Genomic DNA, 21666 nt, shown 5'->3' with positions numbered 1-21666 from the left:
CATCAGCACCGCTCATCGGCCCGAGCGTCAGCGCCCCCGCGCCTCCCCGGTCGCCTCAGCCGTGCCGTTGGGCGCGGAAGACCGTGTCGTGGGTGTGCGGTGTGCCCGGCGGCGCCGGACTCACCCGCGGCCGGGTCTCGTCGACCAGCGTGGTCCAGCCCGCGCCGAGCTGATCGGCGAAGTCGGTCGGCGCGTAGAAGTCGGCCATCCTGAACTCCGTGCCGTCGTGCCCCCGGTGGTCGTGCCCCTCGGTCAGGTCGTGGCTGACCACCAGCAGCGTCCCGCCGGGCGCCACCGCCTCGGCCAGCGCGCGCAGACTGGCCGGTCCCAGGGACCGGTGCAGCGGGAAGTAGCTCAGCGCGACCAGGTCGAAGGCGGCCACCGGCGGCGGGGTGGCCGGGATGTCGGAGTGCAGCAGGGTCAGCGTCACCTCGCGTGCCTTGGCCTCGGCGTCCGCCCTGGTCAGCGCTTCCTGGGAGATGTCGGCGGCGGTCACCCGCCAGCCCTGTTCGGCCAGCCAGATCGCATCGGCGCCCTCACCGCAGCCGACTTCCAGGGCCCGGCCCGGCGGGAGGCCGGTGATCTCGACGACCAGCACGCCGTTGGGCGCGCCGCTCCACACCTGGTCGCGGGTCCGGTACAGGGTGTCCCAGTAGGTCTCGTCCATGGGGACACCGTGCGCCGGTACCGGCCCCGCTGACAATGTTCCTTGCCGGAATGGCAAATCAGATGACGCCCGCGATCACCTCGACCGCGGTCAGCGCGTCGGCGTAGCGCACGTACAGCGGGGCGAACCCGAAGCGCAGCACGTCCGGCGGCCGGTAGTCGCCGATGACCTCGCGCGCGATGAGTTCCTTCATCACCTGTCCGGCATCCGGCACGGACAGCGCGACGTGGTTGCCGCGGCCGGTGTCCCGCGGGGTGCGCACGGTGACCCGGTCGCCGAGCAGTTCGTCCACACAGGACAGGAAGAAGTCGGTCAGCCGCAGGCCCTTGGCCCTGACCTCGGCGATGCTGGTCTTGTCCCACACGTCCAGGGCGGCGTCCAGGGCGAGCATCGAGAGGATGTCCGGGGTCCCGGTGCGCCCCCTGGTCACGCCGGCGCCGGGGGTGTACTCGGGGGTCATCGCGAACGGTTCGGCGTGCCCGCACCAGCCGGACAGCGGCTGGTCGAAGGCGTCCTGGAAGCGTTGCGGCACATAGAGGAACGCGGGCGCGCCGGGTCCGCCGTTGAGGAATTTGTAGGTGCAGCCGACCGCCAGGTCGACCTGGTGCGCGTCCAGTTCCACCGGCAGCGCGCCGACGCTGTGGCACAGGTCCCAGACCACCAGCGCACCCGCCCGGTGCGCGGCCTCGGTGATCGCGCCCATGTCGTGCAGCACGCCGGAGCGGAAGTCGACGTGGTTGGCCAGCAGCACCGCGGTGTGCTCGTTGACCTCGGCGGCGGCCTCGGGCATGGGCACCGGCCGGACCCGGACCCCGGTGAGCCGGGCCACCGAGGCGGCGATGTAGCCGTCGGTGGGGAAGGTCGCCGCGTCCACGAGTAGTTCCGGCCGCCCCGGGTTGAGCCGGATCGCGGCGACCAGGGCCTTGAACAGGTTGACGCTGGTGGAGTCCCCCACCACGACCTGTCCCGGCGCACTGCCGACCAGCGGCGCGAGCCGGTCGCCGAGGCGTTCCGGCGCCCCCCACCAGCCCTCACCCCAGCCCCGGATCAGCCGGCGCCCCCACTGCTGTCCCACCACCTCGGCCAGTCGCGGCGCGACCGCACGCGGCAACGCGCCGAGGGAGTTCCCGTTGAGGTAGACCACATCCGGGTCGAGATCGAACTCGTCCCGGCAGTGCGCGATCGGGTCGAGCGCGTCCAGTTTCCTCGCTGTGTCAGCCAAACTCATCGTGACCTCCATCCTCAGTGGCAGCCGGGCGGTCCTCAGACGTAGCTGCGTGCGGTCCACAGCTCGGGGAAAACGGTGCGCTGCACCCGTTTCTCCAGCCAGGCCACCCCGGCCGACCCGCCGGTGCCGACCTTGGCGCCCATCGCGCGGCGGGTGGCCAGCAGGTGGTCGTAGCGCCAGCGCGCGAACTCCTCGGCGATGTCGGTGAGCACCTCGCCGAGCCGCTGCTCGTCGTGGTGCTTGGTGCGGTCGGAGTAGATCAGCGTCCAGACCTGTTCCACCCGCGGATCCGGTTGGTAGGGCTGGGTGTAGTCGCGGTCCGAGGCCGAGTCCGGCACGTCGTAGCCACGGCGGCGCAGCAGGCCGAGCGCGTCGTCGTACAGGCTGGGCCGGGCCAGCGCCTCCTCCAGTTCGGCGTGCATCGCGGGCACCGCCCGGTGCGGCACGAGCAGTGAGGCCGATTTCTCGCCGAGCAGGAACTCGACATGCCGGTACATACCGGACTGGAAGCCGGAGCCCTCGCCGAGGTTGGCGCGGAAGGCGTTGAACTCCTCGGGGGTCATCCGGGCGATCGAGCGCCAGGCCGCGTTGAGCCCCTGCACGTGCAGCACGCTGCGGTGCAGGGTGCGGACCGCGGAGTCCAGGTCGTCGGCGCGCATCTCGGTCTGCGCCTGCCGCCACTCGAAGCACAACAGTCCGAAGTAGAGTTCCATGATCTGGGTGATGACCAGGAAGGACATCTCGCCGGGGTCGCTGGACCAGCGCTGCTGCAAGGAATGCAGCACCGAGGCGTGCACGTAGTCCTCATAGGGCGTGGTGCCGCCGAAGTCCAGCTTCGGCTCCGCCATGATCGGACAGCCGCCGGTGTCGGTCATGGTCCTCCCTTCGTGGTGGGCCTCAATTCCATCGCTGTCCCGGCCAAACCGGAATGGGCGGTGACGGCGAATCCGGTGGTCGCGCCTTGCGTTCGAATCCGGTTGGGCCGCCTAGGCTCACGTTCGTGAACTCGGAGCTAGACAAGGTCGACTGGGCGCTGCTGGAGGCGTTGCAGGCCGACGCGCGGCTGTCCTACAACGAGTTGTCGCGCCGGGTGCACGTCTCACCACCCACCGTGGCCCAGCGGGTGCGGCGGCTGGAGCAGATCGGCGTGATCGCCGGGTACCACGCCAGGGTGGACCCGACCATCGCCGGCCGGCCGGTGATCGCGTTGGTGCGCATGAAGTGTTACGGCGCGCGCTGCATCACCGTGCACCCCGAACTGCTCGACGACTGCCCCGAGGTGCTCGAAGTGGTCCGGCTGACCGGCGACATCTGCTCGGTGGTCAAGGTCGCGGCCAGTTCCATCCGCGCCCTGGAACGCCTACTGGAACGGTTGGCGACCTACGGTGAGACCTCCAGCGCGATGGTCCTGTCCACCCCGGTGGACTGGCGCCCGGTGACCGAACCCACGGACTGACGCCACCACGAGATCCCCAGCCCCAGCACCCAGAGCTGCACCACCCCGGCCAGCGGCGCCACCACCGGGAACCCGATGCCGGGAACCCGCAGGAACATCAGGCAGCCGCCGACAAACCACCCGGTCGCCGCGACCAGCCCCAGCACGCACAGCCACGTCGGCGCGCGGCGGGACCGCAGCAGCACCAGCGCCCACACCGCGAAGGCCAGCCCGAACAGCACCTGGACCAGCATGGTCGTGGAGCCGACCACGGCCCGGAACATCAGGTCCAGCTCGGCGTGCGCCCCCGCCTCGGCGAGCTGGGCGAAGCCGAACCCGTCCAGTGCGAAGTCGATGGCGAACACGGTGAAGCCGATCACCAGCAGCGGCCGGGCCAGCCGGACCAGCAGCGCGCCAGGCCCGGTGACGATCACCGAGCCCACCGCGGTGAAGGCGAACACCCACAGCAGCAGGGCCAGGATCGTGCCCAGGTGGATGGCCCGCCAGTCCCGCGCGAGCACGTGCCGGGCCAGCTCGTGCGCGGTGCCGGGCAGGAACCCGTGCACCAGGGTGAGCACCAGGTAGGCCACCGAGCCGATGACCGCGCAGCAGGCGGCCACCCGCAGTGCCGTTCTCTCCATCACGAACCCCCTCTATCAGTGATAGGGAAAAATCTATCACTGATAGAGTCTCGATTGTGGCGCTCGACCTCCCTCGGATCACCGCGGCCGCGGTACGGCTGCTGGACGAACACGGCCTGGCCGCGCTGAGCACGCGCAAACTGGCCGCCGAACTGGGCGTGCGCTCCGCGACCCTGTACTGGCACGTCCGCGACAAGGACGAACTACTGGACCTGGTCGCCGAGGCGATCTGCGCCGAGGCCTTCGACATCGACGACACCCTGCCCTGGCGCGACCAACTGGCCACCGGCCTACGCCAGTTCCGCACCCTGCTGCGCACCCACCGGGACGCCGCGCAGTTGCTGCGGCTACGCCCACCGCGCGGCCCACACCGCCTGGGCCACATCGAGACCACCACCCGGATCCTGCTGACCGCGGGCTTCACCCCCACGGACACCGCGGCGATCTCGGTGCTACTGGCCGACCACGTGCTCGCCTCCGCCGCCGAGGACGACCGTCGAGCCGGCGCGGCCCCACGGGCGGAGCTGATCGGCTCCCCCACGGGCCTCACCGGCCCAGCCACGGAACCAACCGGCCCGCCCGCCAACCCGACCGCCACACACGCGGGGCAGAGCGGCTCACCCGCAGACCCGCCCACCGCCCCCGCCGACCCGCCCACCGCGTCCGCGGAACAGAGCGCCTCACCCGCGGACTCCACCGGCCCAGCCGCAGAACCGAGCGGCCCGCCCGCCGACCCGACCGCCGCTCCCGCGGAGCGGAACGCCTCACCCGCGGGCCCCACCGGCCCAGCCGCAGAGCCGACCGGCCCGCCCGCGGGCCTGGCCGCCTCCACTGCGGGCCCGACCGGCCTGCCCGCGGACTTCCCGCACCTGCGGCGGGTGGCGCCCGCCTACCGGGACCTGACCGGCGAGGCGCTGTTCGAGCTGGGCGTGGAAGTGCTCCTGGACGGGCTGGCCGCGAAGCTGGCCAAGACCTCCTCCGCCTAGCGGAGCCGAGATGACCCCGCGGCTGTCGCCCTAGCGGTACTGGCGGAAGTCCGGATCCCGCTTCTCGGCGAACGCGGCCGCGCCCTCCTTCCCCTCCGGCGTCTCGGTGAACAGCTCCAGGCCGTCGAAGGCCAGGTGCGAGATCCCGCCGATGTGGTCGGTGTCGGCGTTGAAGGAGTGTTTGAGGAAGCGCAGCGCGGTCGGCGAGTAGGAGCCGATCTTGCGTGCCCAGGCGCGGGCGGTGTCGAGCAGTTCCTCGGCCGGGACGACCTGGTTGACCAGGTTCCAGCGTTCGGCGGTGTGCGCGTCGAACAGGTCGAGCAGGAACCAGATCTGCCGTGCCCGCTTCTCCCCCACCACCCGGGCCAGGTAGGCGGAGCCGAACCCGGCGTCGAAGGAGCCGACCCTGGGGCCGGACTGGCCGAAGCGGGCGTGCTCGGCGGCCACGGTCAGGTCGCACAGCACGTGCAGCACATGACCGCCGCCCACCGCGACGCCGTTGACCGCGGCGATCACCGGCTTGGGCACGTCCCGGATGAGCCGGTGCAGCCGTTCGATCTCGAAAGTGCCCCATTCGGTCTCGCCGTAGCCACCGGTCTCGGCCCGCTCCTTGACGTCGCCGCCGGCGCAGAAGGCCCGCTCACCGGCGCCGGTGAGGATGATCGCGGCCACCCGTTTGTCCGCCCAGGCGTGTTTGAACGCCGCGATCAGCTCATCCACGGTGCGGCCGCGGAAGGAGTTCATCCGCTCCGGCCGGTTGATGGTGATCACCGCGTGGTTGTCGTCCTCGACGGTGTAGCCGATGTCGGTGAAGTCCTCGATCCGCACGGTTCTCCTCGTCCTCTCAGTCGGTCTGGACGAGCACGGCCATGCCCTGCCCGACCCCGATGCACGCCGCGACCACACCCAGCCCGCCACCGCGCCGCCGCAGTCCGCGGGCGCAGTCCACGATCGCCCTGGGCATGGAGGCGCCCAGGGGGTGCCCGAGGGCGATGGCGCCACCATCCGGGTTGACCAGGTCGGTGTCCAGCTTGCAGCCCTCGGCGGTGAGCTGGTCCAGGGTGGACAGCACCATCGCGGCGAAGGCCTCGTTGATCTCCCAGCGGGCGATGTCCCGGTGGGAGAGGCCGTTGCGGTGCAGCAGGGTGAGGATCGCGGGCACCGGGGCGACCGCGAAGCGGTGCGGGTCGGTGGCCGCGGTCGTGCTGTCCCTGATGCGCGCCAACGGTTCCAGGCCCAGCTCGGCAGCTGCCGCCCTGGTGCTCAGCAGTGCGGCCAGTGCGCCGTCGGAGAGCGGGGAGGAGTTCCCCGCGGTGACGGTCCCGTCCGGGCTGAACGCCGGGCGCAGGCGGGCCAACGCGGCAGCCGAGGTGTCCGGGCGCAGCGACTCGTCCCTGCCGACCTGCTCGACCGGCATGACCCAGTCGTGCGAGCCGTTGTCCCAGGCCGCGCTCGCCAGCCGGTGCGAGCGCAGCGCCCACTCGTCCTGGGCCGCCCGGCCGATGCCCAGGCCCGCGGCGACCTGTTCGGCGCAGGCGCCCAGGCTCGCGGTCCACTCGGCCGGGAACTTCGGGTTGACCAGCCGCCAGCCGAGCGCGGTGGAGACCATCTCCATCCGCTGCGGCAGCACCTCGTCCGGGCGCGGCACCACGAACGGCGCGCGGGACATGCCCTCCACGCCACCGGCGATGGCGATCCGTCCCGCCCCCACCGCGAGCATCCGGGCGGCCTGGATGACCGCCTCGCCACCGGAGGCGCACAGCCGGTTGACGGTCACCCCGGGCACGGTCACCGGCAGCCCGGCGAGCAGCGCCGCCATCCGGCCGATATTGCGGTTCTCCTCCCCAGCGCCATTGGTGTTGCCGTAGATGACCTCGTCCACCAGGGCCGGGTCGAGGCCGGGGTTGCGGCGGGTCAGCTCGGTGATCGGCAGGGCGGCCAGGTCGTCCACCCGGATCCCGGCCAGCCCGCCACGATGGCGGCCGAACGGGGTGCGCACGGCATCGAGCAGATAGGCGTCCATATGTCGTCATCTTGACGGTCGTCACCAACGTTTGACAAGCTTCGCAGGTGATGGCACGCACCAGCCTGGTCACCGGCGCAGGCCGGGGAATCGGCGCGGCCGTGGCCCGCCGGTTGTCCACCGAGGGCCACCGGGTGGCGCTCACCGCGCGTAACGAGGCCGAACTGCGGGCGGTCGCGGCCACCCTGCCCGGGGAGTCCCTGGTGCTGCCGGCCGATCTCACCGAACCGGGCGCGGTGGCCGGCCTGTTCGACGCGGTGGAGGCCGCCTGGTCGCCGGTGGAGATCCTGGTCGCCAACGCGGGCTCGGGCACCGCCACCCCACTGCACCGGATCACCGACGAGGAGTGGTCGGCCGCTCTTGCCCTCAACCTCACCGCGCCGTTCCAGTGCCTGCGCCGGGCCATCCCGGCCATGCGCGCGGCGGGCTGGGGACGGCTGATCGTGGTCGCGAGCACCGCGGCGAAGCAGGGCGAGGCGCACATCGCCGCGTACACCGCGGCCAAGCACGGGGTGCTGGGCCTGGTCCGGGCGGCAGCGGCCGAGCTGGCGCGGACCGGGGTGACCGCGAACGCGATCTGCCCGGCGTTCGTGGACACGCCGATGACCGAGCGGACCGTGGACGCGGTCGCCGAGCGCACCGGCAGGCCCCGGGCGGAGATCCGGGCCATGCTGGCCGCGAAACAACCCATCGGGCGGATGATCTCGGTGGAGGAGGTCGCGGACGCGGTCTCCTTCTGCGTGGCGAGTCCGGCGTTCACCGGACAGGGGTTGAACATCGACGGCGGGACGGTGCAGTCGTGAGTCTGGAACGGGTCAATCCACCGGAGCTGGCCAGGCCCTCGGGCTTCAGCCACGCCGTGGTCGCCGGGGCGGGGCGGACGGTGTACCTGGCCGGGCAGACCGCGCTGGACGCGGACGGCCACATCGTGGGCGCGGATGTGGTGGCGCAGTTCCGCCAGGCGCTGGGCAATCTGCTGACCGCGTTGCGGGCCTCGGGCGGGCGCGCGGATCAGCTCGCCACGCTGACCATCTACCTGACCGACGTCGAGGACTACAAGGCGCGCGGCAAGGAGATCGGCAAGGTCTGGCGCGAGCTGGCCGGCGAGTCCTACCCGGCGATGGCCGCGATCGGGATCGCCCGGCTGTGGGACATCGAGGCGCTGGTGGAGGTTCAGGGAACCGCGGTGCTGGACTGAGGACAGGCGAACGCACAGCGGGCGTCGCGCTGCCGTGCGCGCGGACCCTTCCCTTGCGCGATAAGGGATCGGGCGGGTGGCGGCGGGTAGGGTGAGCTGCATGGCCGGGCTTCTCCAGACGGTCGAGGTGGTCGGTGGCGAACCTGCCGTGCCAGTCTGCGCACACCTCCGCAACGTGTTCGCGTAGCGAAAGAAAGTTCGCCAGGCGACCGGTGTCGGTGGGCCGTGGAACGCTCCTCGCATGGCACTCACCCAGCCCGCACACCTTGCGGAGAAATGGCCGGCGGACACCCGGCAGCCCTTGCCCCTGGACGGCTCCGAACGCGAGATCCTGACCTCCTACCTGGACTGGCACCGGACCACCTTCGAACTGAAATGCCGGGGCGTTCGCCCGGAAGCCCTGTCCCACGCCCAGATTCCACCGTCGAGCCTGACCCTGCACGGGATCCTGCGGCACCTGTCCGGGGCGGAGCGGTGGTGGTTCCAGATGCAGTTCGCCCAGCGGGACGTGCCGCACCTGTACTACTCCGACGAGGACCCCAGCCAGGATTTCGACAGCCTGGACGGGGACGTCGACGAGGCGTTCGCGGTGTGGCGGGCCGAGGTGGCGAAATCTCAGGAGATCCTGGCGGCGCACGCACTGGAGGACACCGGGGTCCACCTGGCCACCGGGCGGCCGCTGGCCTTACGCCGGGTGCTGGTGCACATGATCGCGGAGTACGCGCGGCACTGCGGGCACGCGGATCTCTTACGTGAGCGGACCGACGGGGTCACCGGCCACTGATGCGGCGGCTCACCGAGGCGGAGTTCCGCGCGACCATCCAGGCCCGCCCGGTGCTGGTCGCCGCCGAGGTGCCCGCGGTGATCCGGGCGTACCTGAAGTCGGTCCCGCGCGCCGAACGGCGTGGATTCGCGACCACGCCCGAGGCGGTGCGGGACATGCCGGAGCCGGGTTTCCGGCACGTCTTGTTCCCCGGTCCGCGGAACGTGTTTCTCGTGGTGGTGCTGGACGTGCCCGCGGGCGCGGTGCTGGGTCACCACGTACTGGATCTCAACCAGGTCTACGGAGTCAGGAGGTGATGCGGGACTCGGCGTGGTCGTGCGCGGCCGGGGCGAGCTTGTCCTGCAGGGCGGTGAACAACTCGGCGGCTTCGGCGCCGGGCCAGTCCACCGGCAGCAGTTCGGCGGGCAGACCCGGGTCCAGGTAGGGCAGGCGGCGCCAGGCCGTGAGCAGACGGACGTAGTCGGCGAATGCCTCGGCGGGCTGCACCGTGCGGCGGCGACGCCAGCGGGCCAGCAGTGGGCGGTGCGCGGTGAGGAACTCCGTGTACAGCGCGCGCAGGGCGGCCAGGTCCCACCAGGTGGCGACCTTGTCGGTCAGCTCGGCGAAGCCCAGGTGGTCGGCGCGGAACAGGTCGACGTAGGCGGACAGGTCCAGGCGGGACAGGACCTCGGCGGTCTCGGCGCGCAGGTGTGCCGGGGCGATCCACACGCCGGGGGCGGTGTTGCCGAAGCCGAGTCTGGTGAGCTGGGAGCGCAGGGTGTGCCGCTTCTGGCGCTCGGACTCGGGGACGGAGAAGACCGCCAGCACCCAACCGTCGGCCACGGTGGCCCTCGGGCGCTCGAAGATGCGGTGATCGCCCTCGCGCAGGATGAGTCTGGCCTGCTCGGACAGGGCGTACCCGGCCGCGCCGCCCACCCGGGAGGCGTCCAGGATGCCGCGGCGCTTGAGCCGGGAGATGGAGGACCGGACCGCCGGTTCGTCCACGCCCAGTTCGCCCAGCAGGCGGATCAGGGCGGCCACCGACAGCCAGCCGCCGACCTCGCGGGCGTAGAGGCCGTAGACGGTGACGATGAGCTGGCGGGGTTGCGCGGACTGGGCGTCCGCCGCTCCCCCGTCCACTTCGGACAGGTCAACCAGGGTGGTCACCGGCAAACGATATCGCGTCGATGCGTATGTCGGCCTATTGACTGTCGTCATGAACGGTGAATACTGGCCGGGCAGCTCACCGACGCCGAGACGAGGTGCGTGCTCGTGGATCTGTCCCGCTCAGCACACGTCGACACGTTCTGCCGGGACCACCTGCCGCCGCGCGAGCAGTGGCCGGAACTGGAGTTCAGCCTGCCCGAACTGATCTACCCGGACCGGCTGAACTGCGCGGTCACCCTGCTGGAGGACACCATCGCCCGGCACGGCGCGGACCGGCCGTGCCTGCTCAGCCCCACCGGTCCGGCCTGGACCTACGGGCAGCTGCGGGACCGGGCGAACCAGGTCGCGCGGGTGCTGGTGGAGGACTGCGGGCTGGTGCCGGGCAACCGGGTGCTGCTGCGCGGGCCGAACAACCCGTGGCTGGTGGCCTGCTGGTTCGGCGTGCTGCGGGCGGGCGGGGTCGCGGTCACCACCATGCCGTTGCTGCGCTCGGGTGAACTGTGCACGCTGACCGAGATCGCGAAACCGGTGATCGCGCTGTGCGACAACCGGTTCCTGGCCGAACTGGCGGCCGTGGATCTGCCGGTGATCGGCTACGGCGGTGCCGACCCGGCGGACCTGACGGTGCGCGCGGCGGCGAAACCGGCCGAGTTCGCGCCGGTGGACACCGCGGCCGACGACGTGGCGTTGCTGGCGTTCACCTCCGGCACCACCGGGCGCCCCAAGGCGACCCTGCACTTCCACCGGGATGTGCTGGCCAACTCCGACACCTTCGCCCGGCACGTGCTGCGGCCGGATGCGCGGGACATCTTCACCGGCACTCCCCCGCTGGGCTTCACCTTCGGCCTCGGCGGGCTGGTGGTGTTCCCGCTGCACGTGGGCGCGGCGACGCTGTTGCTGGAGCGGGCCACGCCGGCCGAGCTGGCCGACGCGGTGCGGGAGCACGGGGTGACCGTGCTGTTCACCGCGCCGACGGCGTACCGGGCGATGCTGGCGGCCGGGCTGGCTGATCGATTACGCGGGTTGCGGCGGGCGGTGTCGGCCGGGGAGGCGTTGCCGAGCACGGTGTGGCACGAGGCCGAGCGGACGACCGGGTTGCGGATCATCGAGGGCATCGGTGCGACCGAGTTGCTGCACATCTTCATCTCCGCCGCCGATGACGACATCCGTCCCGGCGCCACCGGCCGTCCGATCCCCGGGTTCCGGGCGGAAATCCTGGACGAGCACGGGAAACCCGCGCCGGACGGCGTGGTCGGCCGACTCGCGGTGCGCGGCCCGACCGGCTGCCGCTACCTGGACGACGAGCGGCAGCTCAGCTACGTCCAGGACGGCTGGAACCTGACCGGCGACGCCTACCTGCGCGATGCCGACGGCTACTTCTGGTACCAGGCCCGCACCGACGACATGATCATCTCCTCCGGCTACAACATCGCAGGCCCGGAAGTGGAGAACGCCCTGCTCAGCCACGCCGAGGTGGTCGAATGCGGGGTGGTCGGCGCGCCGGACGAGCAGCGCGGCATGGTGGTGCACGCCTACGTAGTGCTCACCCCTGGCGTCACCGGCGACGCGGCCAAGGTGACCGAACTGCAGGACTTCGTGAAGAGCGTGATCGCGCCGTACAAGTACCCGCGGGTGATCGAGTTCCTGCCCGAGCTGCCCCGCACCACCACCGGCAAACTGCAACGATTCCGACTGCGCGAACGCGCCGCGACGGAGTCTGGGACCATCGGCGGGTGATCCTGCACATCTGCTCGCACGCGGACTGGGCCGCGGCCCAGGAGTCCGGACGGCACGAACCCGCTGGCTATGCCGCCGAGGGCTTCGTGCACTGCAGCGACTTCGGCCTGGTCCACCTCCCGGCGAACCGCCTCTTCCGCGGCCGGGACGACCTGGTGCTGCTGGTCATCGACCCGGACCTGCTGGACGCGGAACTGGTGTGGGAGCGAGCCTCCAGCGATCCGGGCAACCCGTCCGCGCCGTGGTTCCCGCACGTCTACGGCACGATCCCGGTGTCCGCGGTGATCGCCGTGCACGACTTCCCCGAGCAGCCGCACGGCTTCGAGCTGCCCGCGGCACTGCACCGCTGGCCGATCGCGCGCACCCACCCGAGGACGGCGGCCCCCGCCGAGAGGTGAGGTAGTCCCGGGGGCACGAGTTGTTCGGGGGCATTGCCATCCCGGGGACACCGATCCGCAGCAGGGCGGCGGGCGCCGGGCGGGGCCACGGAAGCCCTGCGGGGACGCAGGAGCCCGACGGGGTTGCGAGCCGAGCGAGGGTTCCGGGAAACGGCCGAGGCAGCGAGCCAGGCGGGGGTTCCGGGAAACGGCCGAGGCAGCGAGCCAGGCGGGGGTTCCGGGAAACGGCCGAGGCAGCGAGCCAGGCGGGGGTTCCGGGAAACGTCCGGGGCTGCGAGCCGGGCAGGGAGGCGAGACCCGGGGCGAGGGCACCAACCCGACGCAAGGGTGGCAGCGGAAGCCAAACAGGGCGGGAATCGGGCGAGGGCGGCAGAAGCCGGGCGAGAGCGGCAACCGGGCGAGGGCCGCAGAAGCCGGGCGGGACGCATCGGGCGAGGCCCGAGGCAGGCGAGGCCGCGTGCCGGGCGGGAGCGCGAGTCGGGCGAGACCGCGTGTCGGGCAGGAGCGCGAGTCGGGCGAAGCCGCGTGTCCGACGGGGCCGTGTGTCGGGCGGGGACGCGAGTCGGGCGGGGACGCGAGCCTCCCCGACGGAGTGGGGCGTCAGAGGGGCATGAAGCGGCCGCCGTTGACGTCCAGGACCACCCCGGTGATGTACGACGCCTCCGCCGAGCACAGGAACAGGATCGGGTCGACCGCCTCCCTCAGCTCCGGCATGCGGCGCAGTGGGATCGCGTTGAGGACCTCGTCGCGCTCGGTCTGGCTCAGGCCGTCGAACATGCCCTGCAATCGATCGGTGAGGAACAGCCCCGGGGCGATCGCGTTGACGCGCACGCCGTCCGGGCCGACCTCCTTCGCCAGTCGCTTGGTCAGGCCGACCAGGGCCGCCTTGCTCGCCGCGTAGGGCACGCCGGTGACCGGGGAGGGTTGGCGGCCGCCGATCGACGATGTGGTGACGATGGCGCCCTCGCCCGCGGCGGACAGGTACGGCAGGGCTGCCTGGCAGCAGTAGAAGGTGCCTTTGAGGTTCACGTCCACTACCAGGTCCAGGTGTTCCGGTTCGATGTCGGGGAGGTCTTTTGGGGTTCCCAGGGAGCCGCCGGCCAGGGCTACCAGGATGTGGGGGCCGCCCAGGTCGCGGTGGATGGTGGACATCACTTCGGTGACCTGGGCTGGGTCGCGTACGTCGACGGTGTAGCCCGCGGCGACCGCGCCCGCGGTGGTCAGGGTCTCGGCGAAGGCCTCGGCGCCCGCGACGTCCAGTACCGCTACCGCGGCGCCCTCGGCGGCGAAGCCCGCGCAGACCGCGCGGCCCAGGCCGCCGGTGCCGCCGGTGACCACTGCGGTGCGACCCTCGAAGCGCATCCCGACCTCCGGTCTGGCATTTCGTTCTGTTGACGGTCGTCAGGATTGCAGCATACCCTGACGGGGTGCGAATCGCGGTTGTCGGTGGCGGGCCAGGCGGGCTCTACTTCGCCGCGCTGGCGCGTCAGCTCGGTCCCGGACACGAGATCACCGTGTGGGAGCGCAACGCGGCCGATGACACCTTCGGCTTCGGCGTGGTGTTCTCCGATGAGACCCTCGGTGGCATCGAGCACGCCGATCCGGTGATCCACCAGGCCATGCAGCGGGAGTTCGCGCGCTGGGACGACATCGACGTGCACTACCGCGGCCGGGTGATCACCTCCGGCGGGCACGGGTTCGCCGCGATGAGCCGCCGCCGGCTGTTGCAGGTGCTGCACGAACGCTGCGCCGAGGTCGGGGTGCGGGTGCGACTGTCCACGCCCGCGCCGGATGTCGCCGAACTGGCCGCCACGCACGATCTGGTGGTGGCCGCGGACGGGGTCAACTCCGCGGTGCGCGCCCGGTACGCCGAGGTGTTCCGGCCGAGCGTGGAATCTCGGCGGTGCCGGTACATGTGGCTGGGCACCGACCTGGTGTTCCCCGCGTTCCTGTTCCACATCAAGGACACCCCGCACGGCGTGATGCAGATCCACGGCTATCCCTACGACGCCAAGGGCAGCACGTTCATCGTGGAGATGCACGAGGACGTGTGGCAGCGGGCCGGGTTCGCCCGGCACCACCGGGACGACCTCGCGCCGGGTGAGAGCGACGAGGGCTCGATCGCGATGCTGCGCGAGCTGTTCCCCGAGGTCCTCGACGGGCATGAGCTGTACGCGAACAACTCGCGCTGGGTCACCTTCGGCACCGTGCGCAACCAGACCTGGCGGCACGGCAACATCGTGCTGCTCGGCGACGCCGCGCACACCGCGCACTTCTCCATCGGCTCCGGCACCAAACTCGCCATGGAGGACGCCCTCGCGCTGGCCGCCTGCCTGCACGAGGAGTCCACAGTGGACGCCGCACTGGCCGCCTACGAGACCGAGCGGCGGCCGGTCGTGCTGTCCACCCAGCGCGCGGCGCAGGCCAGCCTGGAGTGGTTCGAGAACCTGGGCGGTTACGCCCATCAGGCGCCCGAGCAGTTCGCCTTCAACATCCTCACCCGCAGCCGCCGGGTCACCTACGACAACCTGCGGCTGCGCGATCCGGAGTTCGTGGCCGGGATCGACTCCTGGTTCGCCGGCGACGGCGAGGTCCGGCCGCCGATGTTCCAGCCCTATCGGCTCGGCGAGCTGGAGCTGAAGAACCGGATCGTGGTCTCCCCCATGGACACCTACTCCGCCACCGACGGCACCCCGGACGACTTCCACCTGGTGCACCTGGGCGGCAAGGCACTCGGCGGGGCCGGACTGGTGATGACCGAGATGGTCTGCGTGTCCGCCTCCGGGCGGATCACCCCCGGCTGTGCCGGGCTGTACCGGCCCGAGCACGAGGACGGATGGCGGCGGGTGGTGGACTTCGTGCACGGCAACACCTCTGCCCGGATCGGTGTCCAAATCGGACACTCGGGGCGCAAGGGGTCGACCCGGTTGATGTGGGACGGCATGGACCAGCCGCTGCCCGCCGGGAACTGGCCGGTGTGCGGGCCCTCGCCACTGCGCTACACCCCGGACAGCCAGGTGCCCAGGGAGCTGGACCGGGCAGAAATGATGCTGATCAGGGAGCAGTTCGCCGACGCCGCCCGCTCGGCCGCGCGGGCCGGGTTCGACGTGCTGGAACTGCACTGCGCGCACGGCTACCTGCTGTCCTCCTTCCTCTCGCCGCTGACCAACCAGCGCACCGACTCCTACGGCGGCAGCCTGACGAACCGGTTGCGCTACCCACTGGAGGTCTTCGACGCGGTGCGCGCGGCCTGGCCGGTGGAGCGGCCGATGACGGTGCGCATCTCGGCCACCGACTGGGCCGACGGCGGGGTGGACATCGAGGAGGCACTGGCCATCGCGGACGCCTTCGCCCGGCACGGCGCGGCCGGGATCGACGTGTCCACCGGGCAGGTCGTCTCCACCGAACAACCCGCGTACGGACGCAGCTTCCAGACCCCCTTCGCCGACCGGATCCGCAACGAGGTCGGGCGCAGGCACGGCATCGCGGTGATCGCGGTCGGGGCCATCTCCTCCGCCGACGACGTCAACTCGATCCTGCTGGCCGGCCGGGCCGACCTGTGCGCACTGGGCCGCACCCACCTCTACGATCCACAATGGACACTGCACGCGGCAGCGGAACAGGATTACGCAGGCCCTGCCGCGGACTGGCCGGCACAGTTCCGGGCCGGGCGGCGGCGGCCGCAGACCGGGCGCACCGACGGGCCACGACCACGGCTGGACCTGGTCCGGGAGGGCGAAGTGGCCACCCGGCACGCGCGCTGGACTCCGGACGGCACCTGATGCGCGCCCTGGCCGCGTTGTGGTCGGCTCGATCGGTGGCCGTGATCGGCGCGACCGAACGGCCCGGCGCGCTCGGCGGGCGGCCGGTGGAGTTCCTGCTGCGGTACGGGTACCAGGGGCGCGTCCTGCCGGTGCATCCCAAGAACGAGAAGGTGTTCGGGCTGCCCGCCTATCCGACGGTGGCGGCGTGTCCCGGGCCGGTGGACCTGGCGATGATCATGGTGGCGGCGGACCGGGTGCCCGCGGCGATCGAGGACTGCGTGGCGGCCGGGGTGCGGGCGGCGATCGTGTGCTCCTCCGGGTTCGCCGAGACCGGCGCCGAGGGCGCACTGCGGCAGGAAGCCCTGGTGGCCCAGGCGAAAGCGGGCGGACTGCGGGTGCTGGGGCCCAACTGCATCGGGTCGGTGGGGGTGGCGAGCGGGCAGGTGACCTCGTTCAGCCCGCTGTTCGAGGCGGCCTCGACCCGGCTGGTGCCGGGGTCGCTGGCGCTGGTGAGTCAGAGCGGGGCGCTGGGGTTCGGGGCGGTGAGCCTGGCGTTCGAGCGCGGGCTGGGCCTGGGCTGGGCGGTGAGCACCGGCAACGAAGCCGAGGTGACGGCACTGGAGGTGCTGGCGACGCTGGCCGAGGAGCCCGGATGCACCGGGTTGCTGGGGTACGTGGAGTCGCTGGCCGATGTCCAGTCGTTGCGGCGGTTGGCCGCGGCGGGCAAACCGGTGGCGCTGGTCAAGGCCGGGCGGTCGGCGGCGGGCGCGCGGGCGGTCGCCTCGCACACCGGGGCGCTGGCCACCGACGACCGGGTGACCGACGCGGTGCTGCGGCGGTACGGGATCGTGCGAGTGTCCGATGTGGACGAACTCCTCGATGTCGGTGCGGCGTTCGCGGCCGGGACGCGGCCGGGTGGGGACCGGGTCGCGGTGGTGACCACCTCGGGTGGGTCCGGGATTCTGGCCGCGGATGCGTTGGCGCAGCACGGTTTGCGGTTGGCGGAGTTGGCGGCGGGGACGCGGGCGGCGCTGGCGGAGGTCGTGCCGGCGTACGGGTCGGTGGAGAATCCGGTGGATGTCACGGCGGCGGTGATGGCGCGGCCGGAGTTGTTCCGGCGGTGCCTGGACGTGGTGGCGGCGGATCCGGCGGTGGATGTGGTGCTGGCCTGTTTCTGCGTGCTGACCGGGTCGGATGTGGCCGGGATCGCGGAGGCGTTGGCACGGGTGCGGCGGGAGTCGGGGAAGGCGGTGCTGGTCGCGCGGACCGGGGCGGAGCATTTGGCGCCGGGGGCGGGGGCGGTTTTGCGGGCCGGTGGGGTGCCGGTGTATTCGACGCCCGGACGGGCGGTGCTGGTGGCGGCGGCCGCGGTGCGGGCCGGGGCTCGGGTGGCGGCGGTGCCGGGCACGGCAGGCACGGCAGGTGGGATTGCGGCCCCTGCCCGTGGGATCAGCGAGGCTGACTTCAAGGAATTGCTGCGCGAGAACGGGATTCCGGTGCCGGTCGGGCGGGTGGTCGACTCGGCTGAGGACGCCGTCGCGGCAGTCGGCGAAGTGGGCGGGCGAGCCGTGTTCAAGGCCGTGGTGCCCGGGTTGGTGCACAAGACCGAGGCCGGTGGGGTTGAGCTGGATGTCGATCCTGTTGCCGCGGCTGGGGTTTACGAACGGCTGGCCGGCCTTGGTGGGGCGGTGCTGGTCGAGGAGTTCGTGACTGGCGCGGTGGAGGTGCTGGTCGGGGTGGCTCCTGGGCCCTGTGGGCCGATGCTGGCGTTGGGACTGGGCGGGATTCTCGCCGAGGTGCTGGATGACGTGGTGCTGGCGCCGTTGCCGGTGGATGTCGGCGAGGTGCGGCGGATGGTCGGGGAGTTGCGGGGATCCGCCTTGCTGTACGGGGTTCGGGGGCGGGCCGCGGTGGATGTGGATGCCCTGGTTGACCTTGTGGTTCGGGTGAGTTCGCTGGTTTCGGGGTGGGGTGGGCAGGTGGATCTCAATCCGGTGGCGGTGCTGCCGCGCGGGGTTCGGGTGCTGGACGCGGTGTACCTGGCCGAGGGAGCTGACTGAGGTGGATGTCGGACGGGTCATCGCCAGGGCGACACGGCGGTTCGCGGCGCGGACCGCCCTGGACGGGCCGCAGGGGCGGCAGAGTTTCGGGCAGCTCGGGGATCGGGTGGCTCGGCTGGCCAACGGGTTGCGGGGCCTGGGACTCGCCGCCGGGGATCGGGTTCTGGATCTGCAGACCAATCAGAACACCTATGTGGAGACTGATCTGGCGCTGGCCGCGGCCGGGCTGGTGCGAGTGGCGTTGAACTACCGGTTGCATCCTCGGGACTGGGAGCACATCGCGGAGGACTGCGGGGCCACCGCGCTGATCTACGACGCGCGGTTCGCGGAGTCGACCGAGGCGTTGCGCAGTGGGCTGGCCGGGCGGGTGGTGGTCATCGGGGACGGGCCGGGGATCCGGTACGAGCGCCTGATCAGTGACGCGGCTACGGGATGGCCCTCCGGTGTGCTGGACGCGGACGCGTTGGTGTCGTTGAACTATTCCTCCGGGACCACCGGGCGACCCAAGGGCGCGCAGCGGACGCACCGGAATCGGCTGGCCAGTGTGGTCAACATGACCTCCGATGTGCTCGGGGTGATCCCGGGCAGCGCGGACACCTACCTGCACGCGGGGCCGATCACGCACACCAGCGGACTGTTCGTGCTGCCGTTCCTGGTGGCCGGCGCCGCGCAACTCATTCTGCCGCAGTGGGATCCGGGGGCCGTGCTGGACGCGGTCTCGCGGCGTGGGGTCACGCACACCGCACTGGTGCCGACGATGATCGCGCGACTGCTGGCCATGCCGGAGTGCGACCGGAAGACCATGCGGGGCTTGAAGATGCTCGGTTACGCGGGCGCGCCGATGCCGCCGGAGCAGATCCGGCAGGCCTTCGAGCGGATCACGCCCAACCTGGTGCAGTACTACGGACTGGTCGAGGCCATTCCGCCGGTGACCGTGCTGGACGCGGCCGATCACGCCGCCGGACTCGGGAAACAGCCGGAGCTGCTGACCTCGGCCGGACGGCCCGCGTTCGGGGTCGAGGTGCGGGTGGTGGACGAGGACGGAGTGGACGTCGCGGCGGGTGGGATCGGGGAGGTGATCACCCGGGGCGAGCATGTGATGCGTGGCTACTGGCAGTCCGGGCGGCGCACCGATCTGGGCAAGAGCGTGCGGGAGGGCTGGTTGCACACCGGTGACCTGGGGCGGCTGGACGAGGCCGAGCGGCTGTGGCTGGTGGACCGCAAGGGCGACATGATCATCTCCGGTGGCTACAACATCTACCCGCGCGAGGTGGAGGACGTACTCGCCGAGGTGCCCGGGGTGCACGAGGTCGCGGTGGTGGGCATCGCCGATCCGGACTGGGGACAGCGGGTGGTCGCCGCCTACTCCGTCCACAGTGGAGCATCCGTGGACGAGGACGTGTTGCTGGCGCACTGCCGGGAACGGCTTGCCGCCTACAAGAAACCCAAGGAGCTGCACCGGGTGAGCGGTTTTCCGTTGAACTCCACCGGGAAGATCGCCAAACAGGTGCTGCGGCAGACGCTCGGCGAGCGGAAGGACTGAGTCGTGGTGGAGCGGCTGCGCGCGGACTACGCGCCCGACGGGGCGGAGCACCCCGGGGAATTCCCTTACACGCGTGGGGTTTCGGCCGAGCCGAAGCCGTGGATCATGGGTCAGTACGCGGGGTTCGGCACCCCTGCGTCCAGCAACCTGCGGTTCCAGAAACTGCTCGCGGCCGGGGTGACCGGGTTCAGCGTCGCGCTCGACCTGCCCACCCAGCTCGGCCTGGACTCCGACCACCCCCTGGCCGCTGGCGAGGTCGGCCGGGTCGGGGTGGCCATCGACTCACTCGCCGACGTCGAGATCCTGATGGACGGCATCCCGCTGGAACGCATCAGCCAGGTGCGCACCACCGCCAACTCCATCGGCTACATCTGGGCCGCGATGTTCCTGGCCCTGGCCAAACGCCGCGGCGTCGACCCGAATTCGTTCGGGCTGTTCATCCAGAACGACGTGCTCAAGGAGTTCATCGCCCGCGGCACCCAGATCTTCCCGCCGGAAGCCTCCCTCCAGCTCGCCGTGGACGTCATGGAACACGTCTCCGCGCACGCCTCCCGCTGGGTACCCCTGGCCATGAGCGGCTACCACATCCGGGAGGCCGGGGCGGACGCCGTGCAGGAGATCGCCTTCACCTTCGCCAACGCCCGCGCCTACCTGGACGAGTGCGTGCGCCGCGGGATGAGCGTGGACGACGTCGCGCCGACCCTGTTCACCTTCCTCTCCAGCAACATCGACCTGCTCCGCGAGGTCGCCAAGTTCCGGGCCGCCCGGCGGGTCTGGGCCCGGCTGACCCGCGACCACTACGGCGCCCTCGACCCGCGCTCGCACCAGCTGCGGATCTTCGCCTTCACCGCCGGATCCTCACTCACCGCGCAGCAACCGCTGAACAACGTCGCCCGCACCACCGTCGAGGCCACCGCCGCGGCACTGGCCGGGGTGCAGACCCTGCACGTGTGCGCCTACGACGAAGCCCTCGGCGTGCCCACCGAGGCCGCCGCCACCCTGGCCCTGCGCACCCAGCAGGTGGTCGCCTTCGAGACCGGGCTGACCGAGACGGTCGACCCGCTGGCCGGTTCCTACGCGGTGGAATCGCTCACCGACGAGCTGGAAGCGCGGATCTGGGGTCTGTTGGGCGAGATCGAGGACCGTGGCGGCGCACTGGCCTGCATCGGCTCCGGCTGGTTCCAGCGCGAACTCTCCGACGCCGCCTACCGGTACGCGGTGGAGGTGGAAAGCGGCGAACGGCCCGTAGTCGGGGTCAACCTGTTCCCCTCCGGCGCCGAACCCCTCGAGGTCTTCTCCGTCGACCCGGGCGCGGAGGCCGAACAGGTCGCGGCCGTGCGGCGGGTGCGCGCGGAACGGGACGCGGCCGCGGTCGAACACGCCCTGGACGAGCTGAGCGCGGTGGCCAAGGCGGGCGGGAACATCGTGCCGGCCTGCGTGGTCGCGGTGGAGGCATACGCCACCGTCGGCGAGATCGTGGACCGGTTGCGGGAGGTCCACGGCCGCTGGACCCCCACCACCGCCTTCTAACGCGCCCGCGCCCCCTGCACCCGGCTCAGCGGCAGCTCGATCGAGGAGGAATCGGCGAAGGTCAGGCGCAGCAACGGTCGCCGCCGCGAGCCGTACACCCGCATCGACTCGTACCGGCCTTCCCACAGCGTCCGCACCTCGCCCTTGGCGGTGACGAACACCGTCACCCGGTTGCCGCCCGCGGCCAGCCACGGCTCCCGGTCGACCCCGCCGAGGCGCACCGTCCGGGACGCCTCGCCCAGGCCGACCGCCAGCGCGTCCGGCCCCGCCCCACGCACCTTCGGCTTGCGGTCACTGCGATCCCAGCCGCCGGGGGCCAGGAACGAGGCGAACCCGGCGACCGCGATCAGCACCACCACGGGCACCAGCCAGACCAGGTGCAGCTGCCACGGCGCGCCGGGAGCCCTGGGCGGGTAGTCGCGGACCGCGTAGTCCGGCCGCTTGCCGAAGTCGGCCACCACCACGGCCTCGGGCCAGGTTCTGGTGATCGCCCTGGTGGCCGCGTCTTCACTGCGCATGCCCAGAC

Annotated in this window: 21 protein-coding genes; 12 read left to right on the top strand and 9 right to left on the bottom strand. The window is 71.7% G+C overall.

Features of this window, described 5'->3' with window-relative positions; all coding sequences use genetic code 11:
• Positions 1 to 55 precede the first annotated feature (55 nt).
• From HNR67_RS18495 to HNR67_RS18485, 3 genes are read right to left on the bottom strand one after another with little or no spacing between them, the layout of a single operon-like run.
• Positions 56 to 667: a class I SAM-dependent methyltransferase gene (locus tag HNR67_RS18495; protein WP_185003498.1), complete on the bottom strand. Its 612-nt coding sequence runs from the start codon at positions 665 to 667 to the stop codon at positions 56 to 58.
• A 58-nt stretch (positions 668 to 725) separates the two neighbouring features.
• Positions 726 to 1895 carry a kynureninase gene (gene kynU / locus HNR67_RS18490; RefSeq protein WP_185003497.1) on the bottom strand — a complete coding sequence of 390 codons (1170 nt, stop codon included), beginning with the start codon at positions 1893 to 1895 and terminating at the stop codon, positions 726 to 728.
• 35 nt (positions 1896 to 1930) lie between these two features.
• Positions 1931 to 2770: a tryptophan 2,3-dioxygenase gene (locus HNR67_RS18485; RefSeq protein WP_185003496.1), complete on the bottom strand. Its 840-nt coding sequence runs from the start codon at positions 2768 to 2770 to the stop codon at positions 1931 to 1933.
• A 125-nt stretch (positions 2771 to 2895) separates the two neighbouring features.
• Between HNR67_RS18485 and HNR67_RS18480 the strand changes: the two genes are divergently transcribed.
• Positions 2896 to 3351, top strand: a complete 456-nt coding sequence (locus tag HNR67_RS18480) for an Lrp/AsnC family transcriptional regulator (RefSeq protein WP_312987550.1) — start codon at positions 2896 to 2898, stop codon at positions 3349 to 3351.
• Here the strand turns inward: HNR67_RS18480 and HNR67_RS18475 are convergent.
• Positions 3276 to 3971 (bottom strand): hypothetical protein, encoded by a 696-nt coding sequence (locus tag HNR67_RS18475; protein ID WP_185003494.1) that lies wholly within the window; start codon positions 3969 to 3971, stop codon positions 3276 to 3278. The two genes, HNR67_RS18480 and HNR67_RS18475, sit on opposite strands and share 76 nt — an antisense overlap.
• A 56-nt stretch (positions 3972 to 4027) precedes the next feature.
• On the opposite strand from HNR67_RS18475, the gene HNR67_RS45705 reads away from it, so the two are divergent.
• Positions 4028 to 4957, top strand: coding sequence for a TetR/AcrR family transcriptional regulator C-terminal domain-containing protein (locus tag HNR67_RS45705; protein ID WP_312987548.1), 930 nt, complete (start codon positions 4028 to 4030; stop codon positions 4955 to 4957).
• Positions 4958 to 4987: 30 nt separating this feature from the next.
• Here the strand turns inward: HNR67_RS45705 and HNR67_RS18465 are convergent, their stop codons facing one another.
• Both HNR67_RS18465 and HNR67_RS18460 read right to left on the bottom strand, forming a co-directional pair.
• The gene (locus HNR67_RS18465; protein WP_312987546.1) at positions 4988 to 5785 is read right to left on the bottom strand and encodes an enoyl-CoA hydratase-related protein; all 798 of its coding nucleotides are present in this window, start codon (positions 5783 to 5785) and stop codon (positions 4988 to 4990) included.
• Between the two features lie 16 nt (positions 5786 to 5801).
• The gene (locus HNR67_RS18460; RefSeq protein WP_185003493.1) at positions 5802 to 6980 is read right to left on the bottom strand and encodes a thiolase family protein; all 1179 of its coding nucleotides are present in this window, start codon (positions 6978 to 6980) and stop codon (positions 5802 to 5804) included.
• 50 nt (positions 6981 to 7030) lie between these two features.
• Between HNR67_RS18460 and HNR67_RS18455 the strand changes: the two genes are divergently transcribed.
• The 4 genes from HNR67_RS18455 (at position 7031) to HNR67_RS18440 (ending at position 9258) form a co-directional block, all read left to right on the top strand.
• Positions 7031 to 7783, top strand: a complete 753-nt coding sequence (locus tag HNR67_RS18455) for an SDR family NAD(P)-dependent oxidoreductase (protein ID WP_185010821.1) — start codon at positions 7031 to 7033, stop codon at positions 7781 to 7783.
• The gene (locus HNR67_RS18450; RefSeq protein WP_425554146.1) at positions 7780 to 8178 is read left to right on the top strand and encodes a RidA family protein; all 399 of its coding nucleotides are present in this window, start codon (positions 7780 to 7782) and stop codon (positions 8176 to 8178) included. The genes HNR67_RS18455 and HNR67_RS18450 overlap by 4 nt, the downstream gene beginning before the upstream one ends.
• Before the next feature lie 241 nt (positions 8179 to 8419).
• A complete protein-coding gene (locus HNR67_RS18445) occupies positions 8420 to 8962 on the top strand; it encodes a DinB family protein (protein ID WP_185003492.1) in 543 nt (180 codons plus the stop codon).
• Positions 8962 to 9258, top strand: coding sequence for a hypothetical protein (locus tag HNR67_RS18440; protein ID WP_185003491.1), 297 nt, complete (start codon positions 8962 to 8964; stop codon positions 9256 to 9258). The genes HNR67_RS18445 and HNR67_RS18440 overlap by 1 nt, the downstream gene beginning before the upstream one ends.
• Here HNR67_RS18440 and HNR67_RS18435 read toward each other — a convergent pair.
• The gene (locus tag HNR67_RS18435; protein WP_185003490.1) at positions 9248 to 10108 is read right to left on the bottom strand and encodes a PaaX family transcriptional regulator; all 861 of its coding nucleotides are present in this window, start codon (positions 10106 to 10108) and stop codon (positions 9248 to 9250) included. The genes HNR67_RS18440 and HNR67_RS18435 overlap by 11 nt on opposite strands.
• 105 nt (positions 10109 to 10213) lie before the next feature.
• On the opposite strand from HNR67_RS18435, the gene HNR67_RS18430 reads away from it, so the two are divergent.
• Entirely contained in the window at positions 10214 to 11845 is a 1632-nt protein-coding gene (locus HNR67_RS18430; RefSeq protein WP_185003489.1) for an AMP-binding protein, read from the top strand.
• Positions 11842 to 12243 carry a DUF952 domain-containing protein gene (locus HNR67_RS18425; RefSeq protein WP_185003488.1) on the top strand — a complete coding sequence of 134 codons (402 nt, stop codon included), beginning with the start codon at positions 11842 to 11844 and terminating at the stop codon, positions 12241 to 12243. Before HNR67_RS18430 ends, HNR67_RS18425 begins: the two co-directional genes overlap by 4 nt.
• A gap of 600 nt (positions 12244 to 12843) precedes the next feature.
• Here HNR67_RS18425 and HNR67_RS18420 read toward each other — a convergent pair.
• On the bottom strand, positions 12844 to 13605 hold the full coding sequence (locus HNR67_RS18420; RefSeq protein WP_185003487.1) for an SDR family NAD(P)-dependent oxidoreductase: 762 nt from the start codon (positions 13603 to 13605) through the stop codon (positions 12844 to 12846).
• A gap of 65 nt (positions 13606 to 13670) precedes the next feature.
• Here HNR67_RS18420 and HNR67_RS18415 point away from each other — a divergent pair, with 65 nt between their 5' ends.
• Genes HNR67_RS18415 through HNR67_RS18400 form a run of 4 tightly spaced genes read left to right on the top strand, consistent with a single transcriptional unit; the run spans position 13671 to position 21140 of the window.
• The gene (locus HNR67_RS18415; RefSeq protein WP_185003486.1) at positions 13671 to 16025 is read left to right on the top strand and encodes a bifunctional salicylyl-CoA 5-hydroxylase/oxidoreductase; all 2355 of its coding nucleotides are present in this window, start codon (positions 13671 to 13673) and stop codon (positions 16023 to 16025) included.
• Entirely contained in the window at positions 16025 to 18067 is a 2043-nt protein-coding gene (locus HNR67_RS18410; RefSeq protein WP_185003485.1) for an acetate--CoA ligase family protein, read from the top strand. The genes HNR67_RS18415 and HNR67_RS18410 overlap by 1 nt, the downstream gene beginning before the upstream one ends.
• A gap of 1 nt (position 18068) precedes the next feature.
• Positions 18069 to 19610: an AMP-binding protein gene (locus HNR67_RS18405; protein ID WP_185003484.1), complete on the top strand. Its 1542-nt coding sequence runs from the start codon at positions 18069 to 18071 to the stop codon at positions 19608 to 19610.
• Positions 19611 to 19613: 3 nt separating this feature from the next.
• Positions 19614 to 21140 (top strand): acyl-CoA mutase large subunit family protein, encoded by a 1527-nt coding sequence (locus tag HNR67_RS18400; RefSeq protein ID WP_221489955.1) that lies wholly within the window; start codon positions 19614 to 19616, stop codon positions 21138 to 21140.
• On the opposite strand, the gene HNR67_RS18395 is transcribed toward HNR67_RS18400, so the two are convergent.
• Positions 21137 to 21658 (bottom strand): hypothetical protein, encoded by a 522-nt coding sequence (locus HNR67_RS18395; RefSeq protein ID WP_185003483.1) that lies wholly within the window; start codon positions 21656 to 21658, stop codon positions 21137 to 21139. The genes HNR67_RS18400 and HNR67_RS18395 overlap by 4 nt on opposite strands.
• Positions 21659 to 21666: the final 8 nt, after the last annotated feature.

The organism is Crossiella cryophila (assembly GCF_014204915.1).
GTDB classification, from domain to species: Bacteria; Actinomycetota; Actinomycetes; order Mycobacteriales; family Pseudonocardiaceae; genus Crossiella; species Crossiella cryophila.
The sequence above is the reverse complement of the archived record's forward strand: the minus strand, read 5'-3'. Positions and strand labels throughout refer to the sequence as shown.

Coding starts and splice junctions, on each gene's coding strand:
- HNR67_RS18495 (WP_185003498.1), bottom strand. CDS start 667: ATGGACGAGACCTACTGGGACACCCTGTACCGGACCCGCGACCAGGTG.
- kynU (WP_185003497.1), bottom strand. CDS start 1,895: ATGAGTTTGGCTGACACAGCGAGGAAACTGGACGCGCTCGACCCGATC.
- HNR67_RS18485 (WP_185003496.1), bottom strand. CDS start 2,770: ATGACCGACACCGGCGGCTGTCCGATCATGGCGGAGCCGAAGCTGGAC.
- HNR67_RS18475 (WP_185003494.1), bottom strand. CDS start 3,971: ATGGAGAGAACGGCACTGCGGGTGGCCGCCTGCTGCGCGGTCATCGGC.
- HNR67_RS18460 (WP_185003493.1), bottom strand. CDS start 6,980: ATGGACGCCTATCTGCTCGATGCCGTGCGCACCCCGTTCGGCCGCCAT.
- HNR67_RS18455 (WP_185010821.1), top strand. CDS start 7,031: ATGGCACGCACCAGCCTGGTCACCGGCGCAGGCCGGGGAATCGGCGCG.
- HNR67_RS18445 (WP_185003492.1), top strand. CDS start 8,420: ATGGCACTCACCCAGCCCGCACACCTTGCGGAGAAATGGCCGGCGGAC.
- HNR67_RS18440 (WP_185003491.1), top strand. CDS start 8,962: ATGCGGCGGCTCACCGAGGCGGAGTTCCGCGCGACCATCCAGGCCCGC.
- HNR67_RS18420 (WP_185003487.1), bottom strand. CDS start 13,605: ATGCGCTTCGAGGGTCGCACCGCAGTGGTCACCGGCGGCACCGGCGGC.
- HNR67_RS18410 (WP_185003485.1), top strand. CDS start 16,025: ATGCGCGCCCTGGCCGCGTTGTGGTCGGCTCGATCGGTGGCCGTGATC.
- HNR67_RS18395 (WP_185003483.1), bottom strand. CDS start 21,658: ATGCGCAGTGAAGACGCGGCCACCAGGGCGATCACCAGAACCTGGCCC.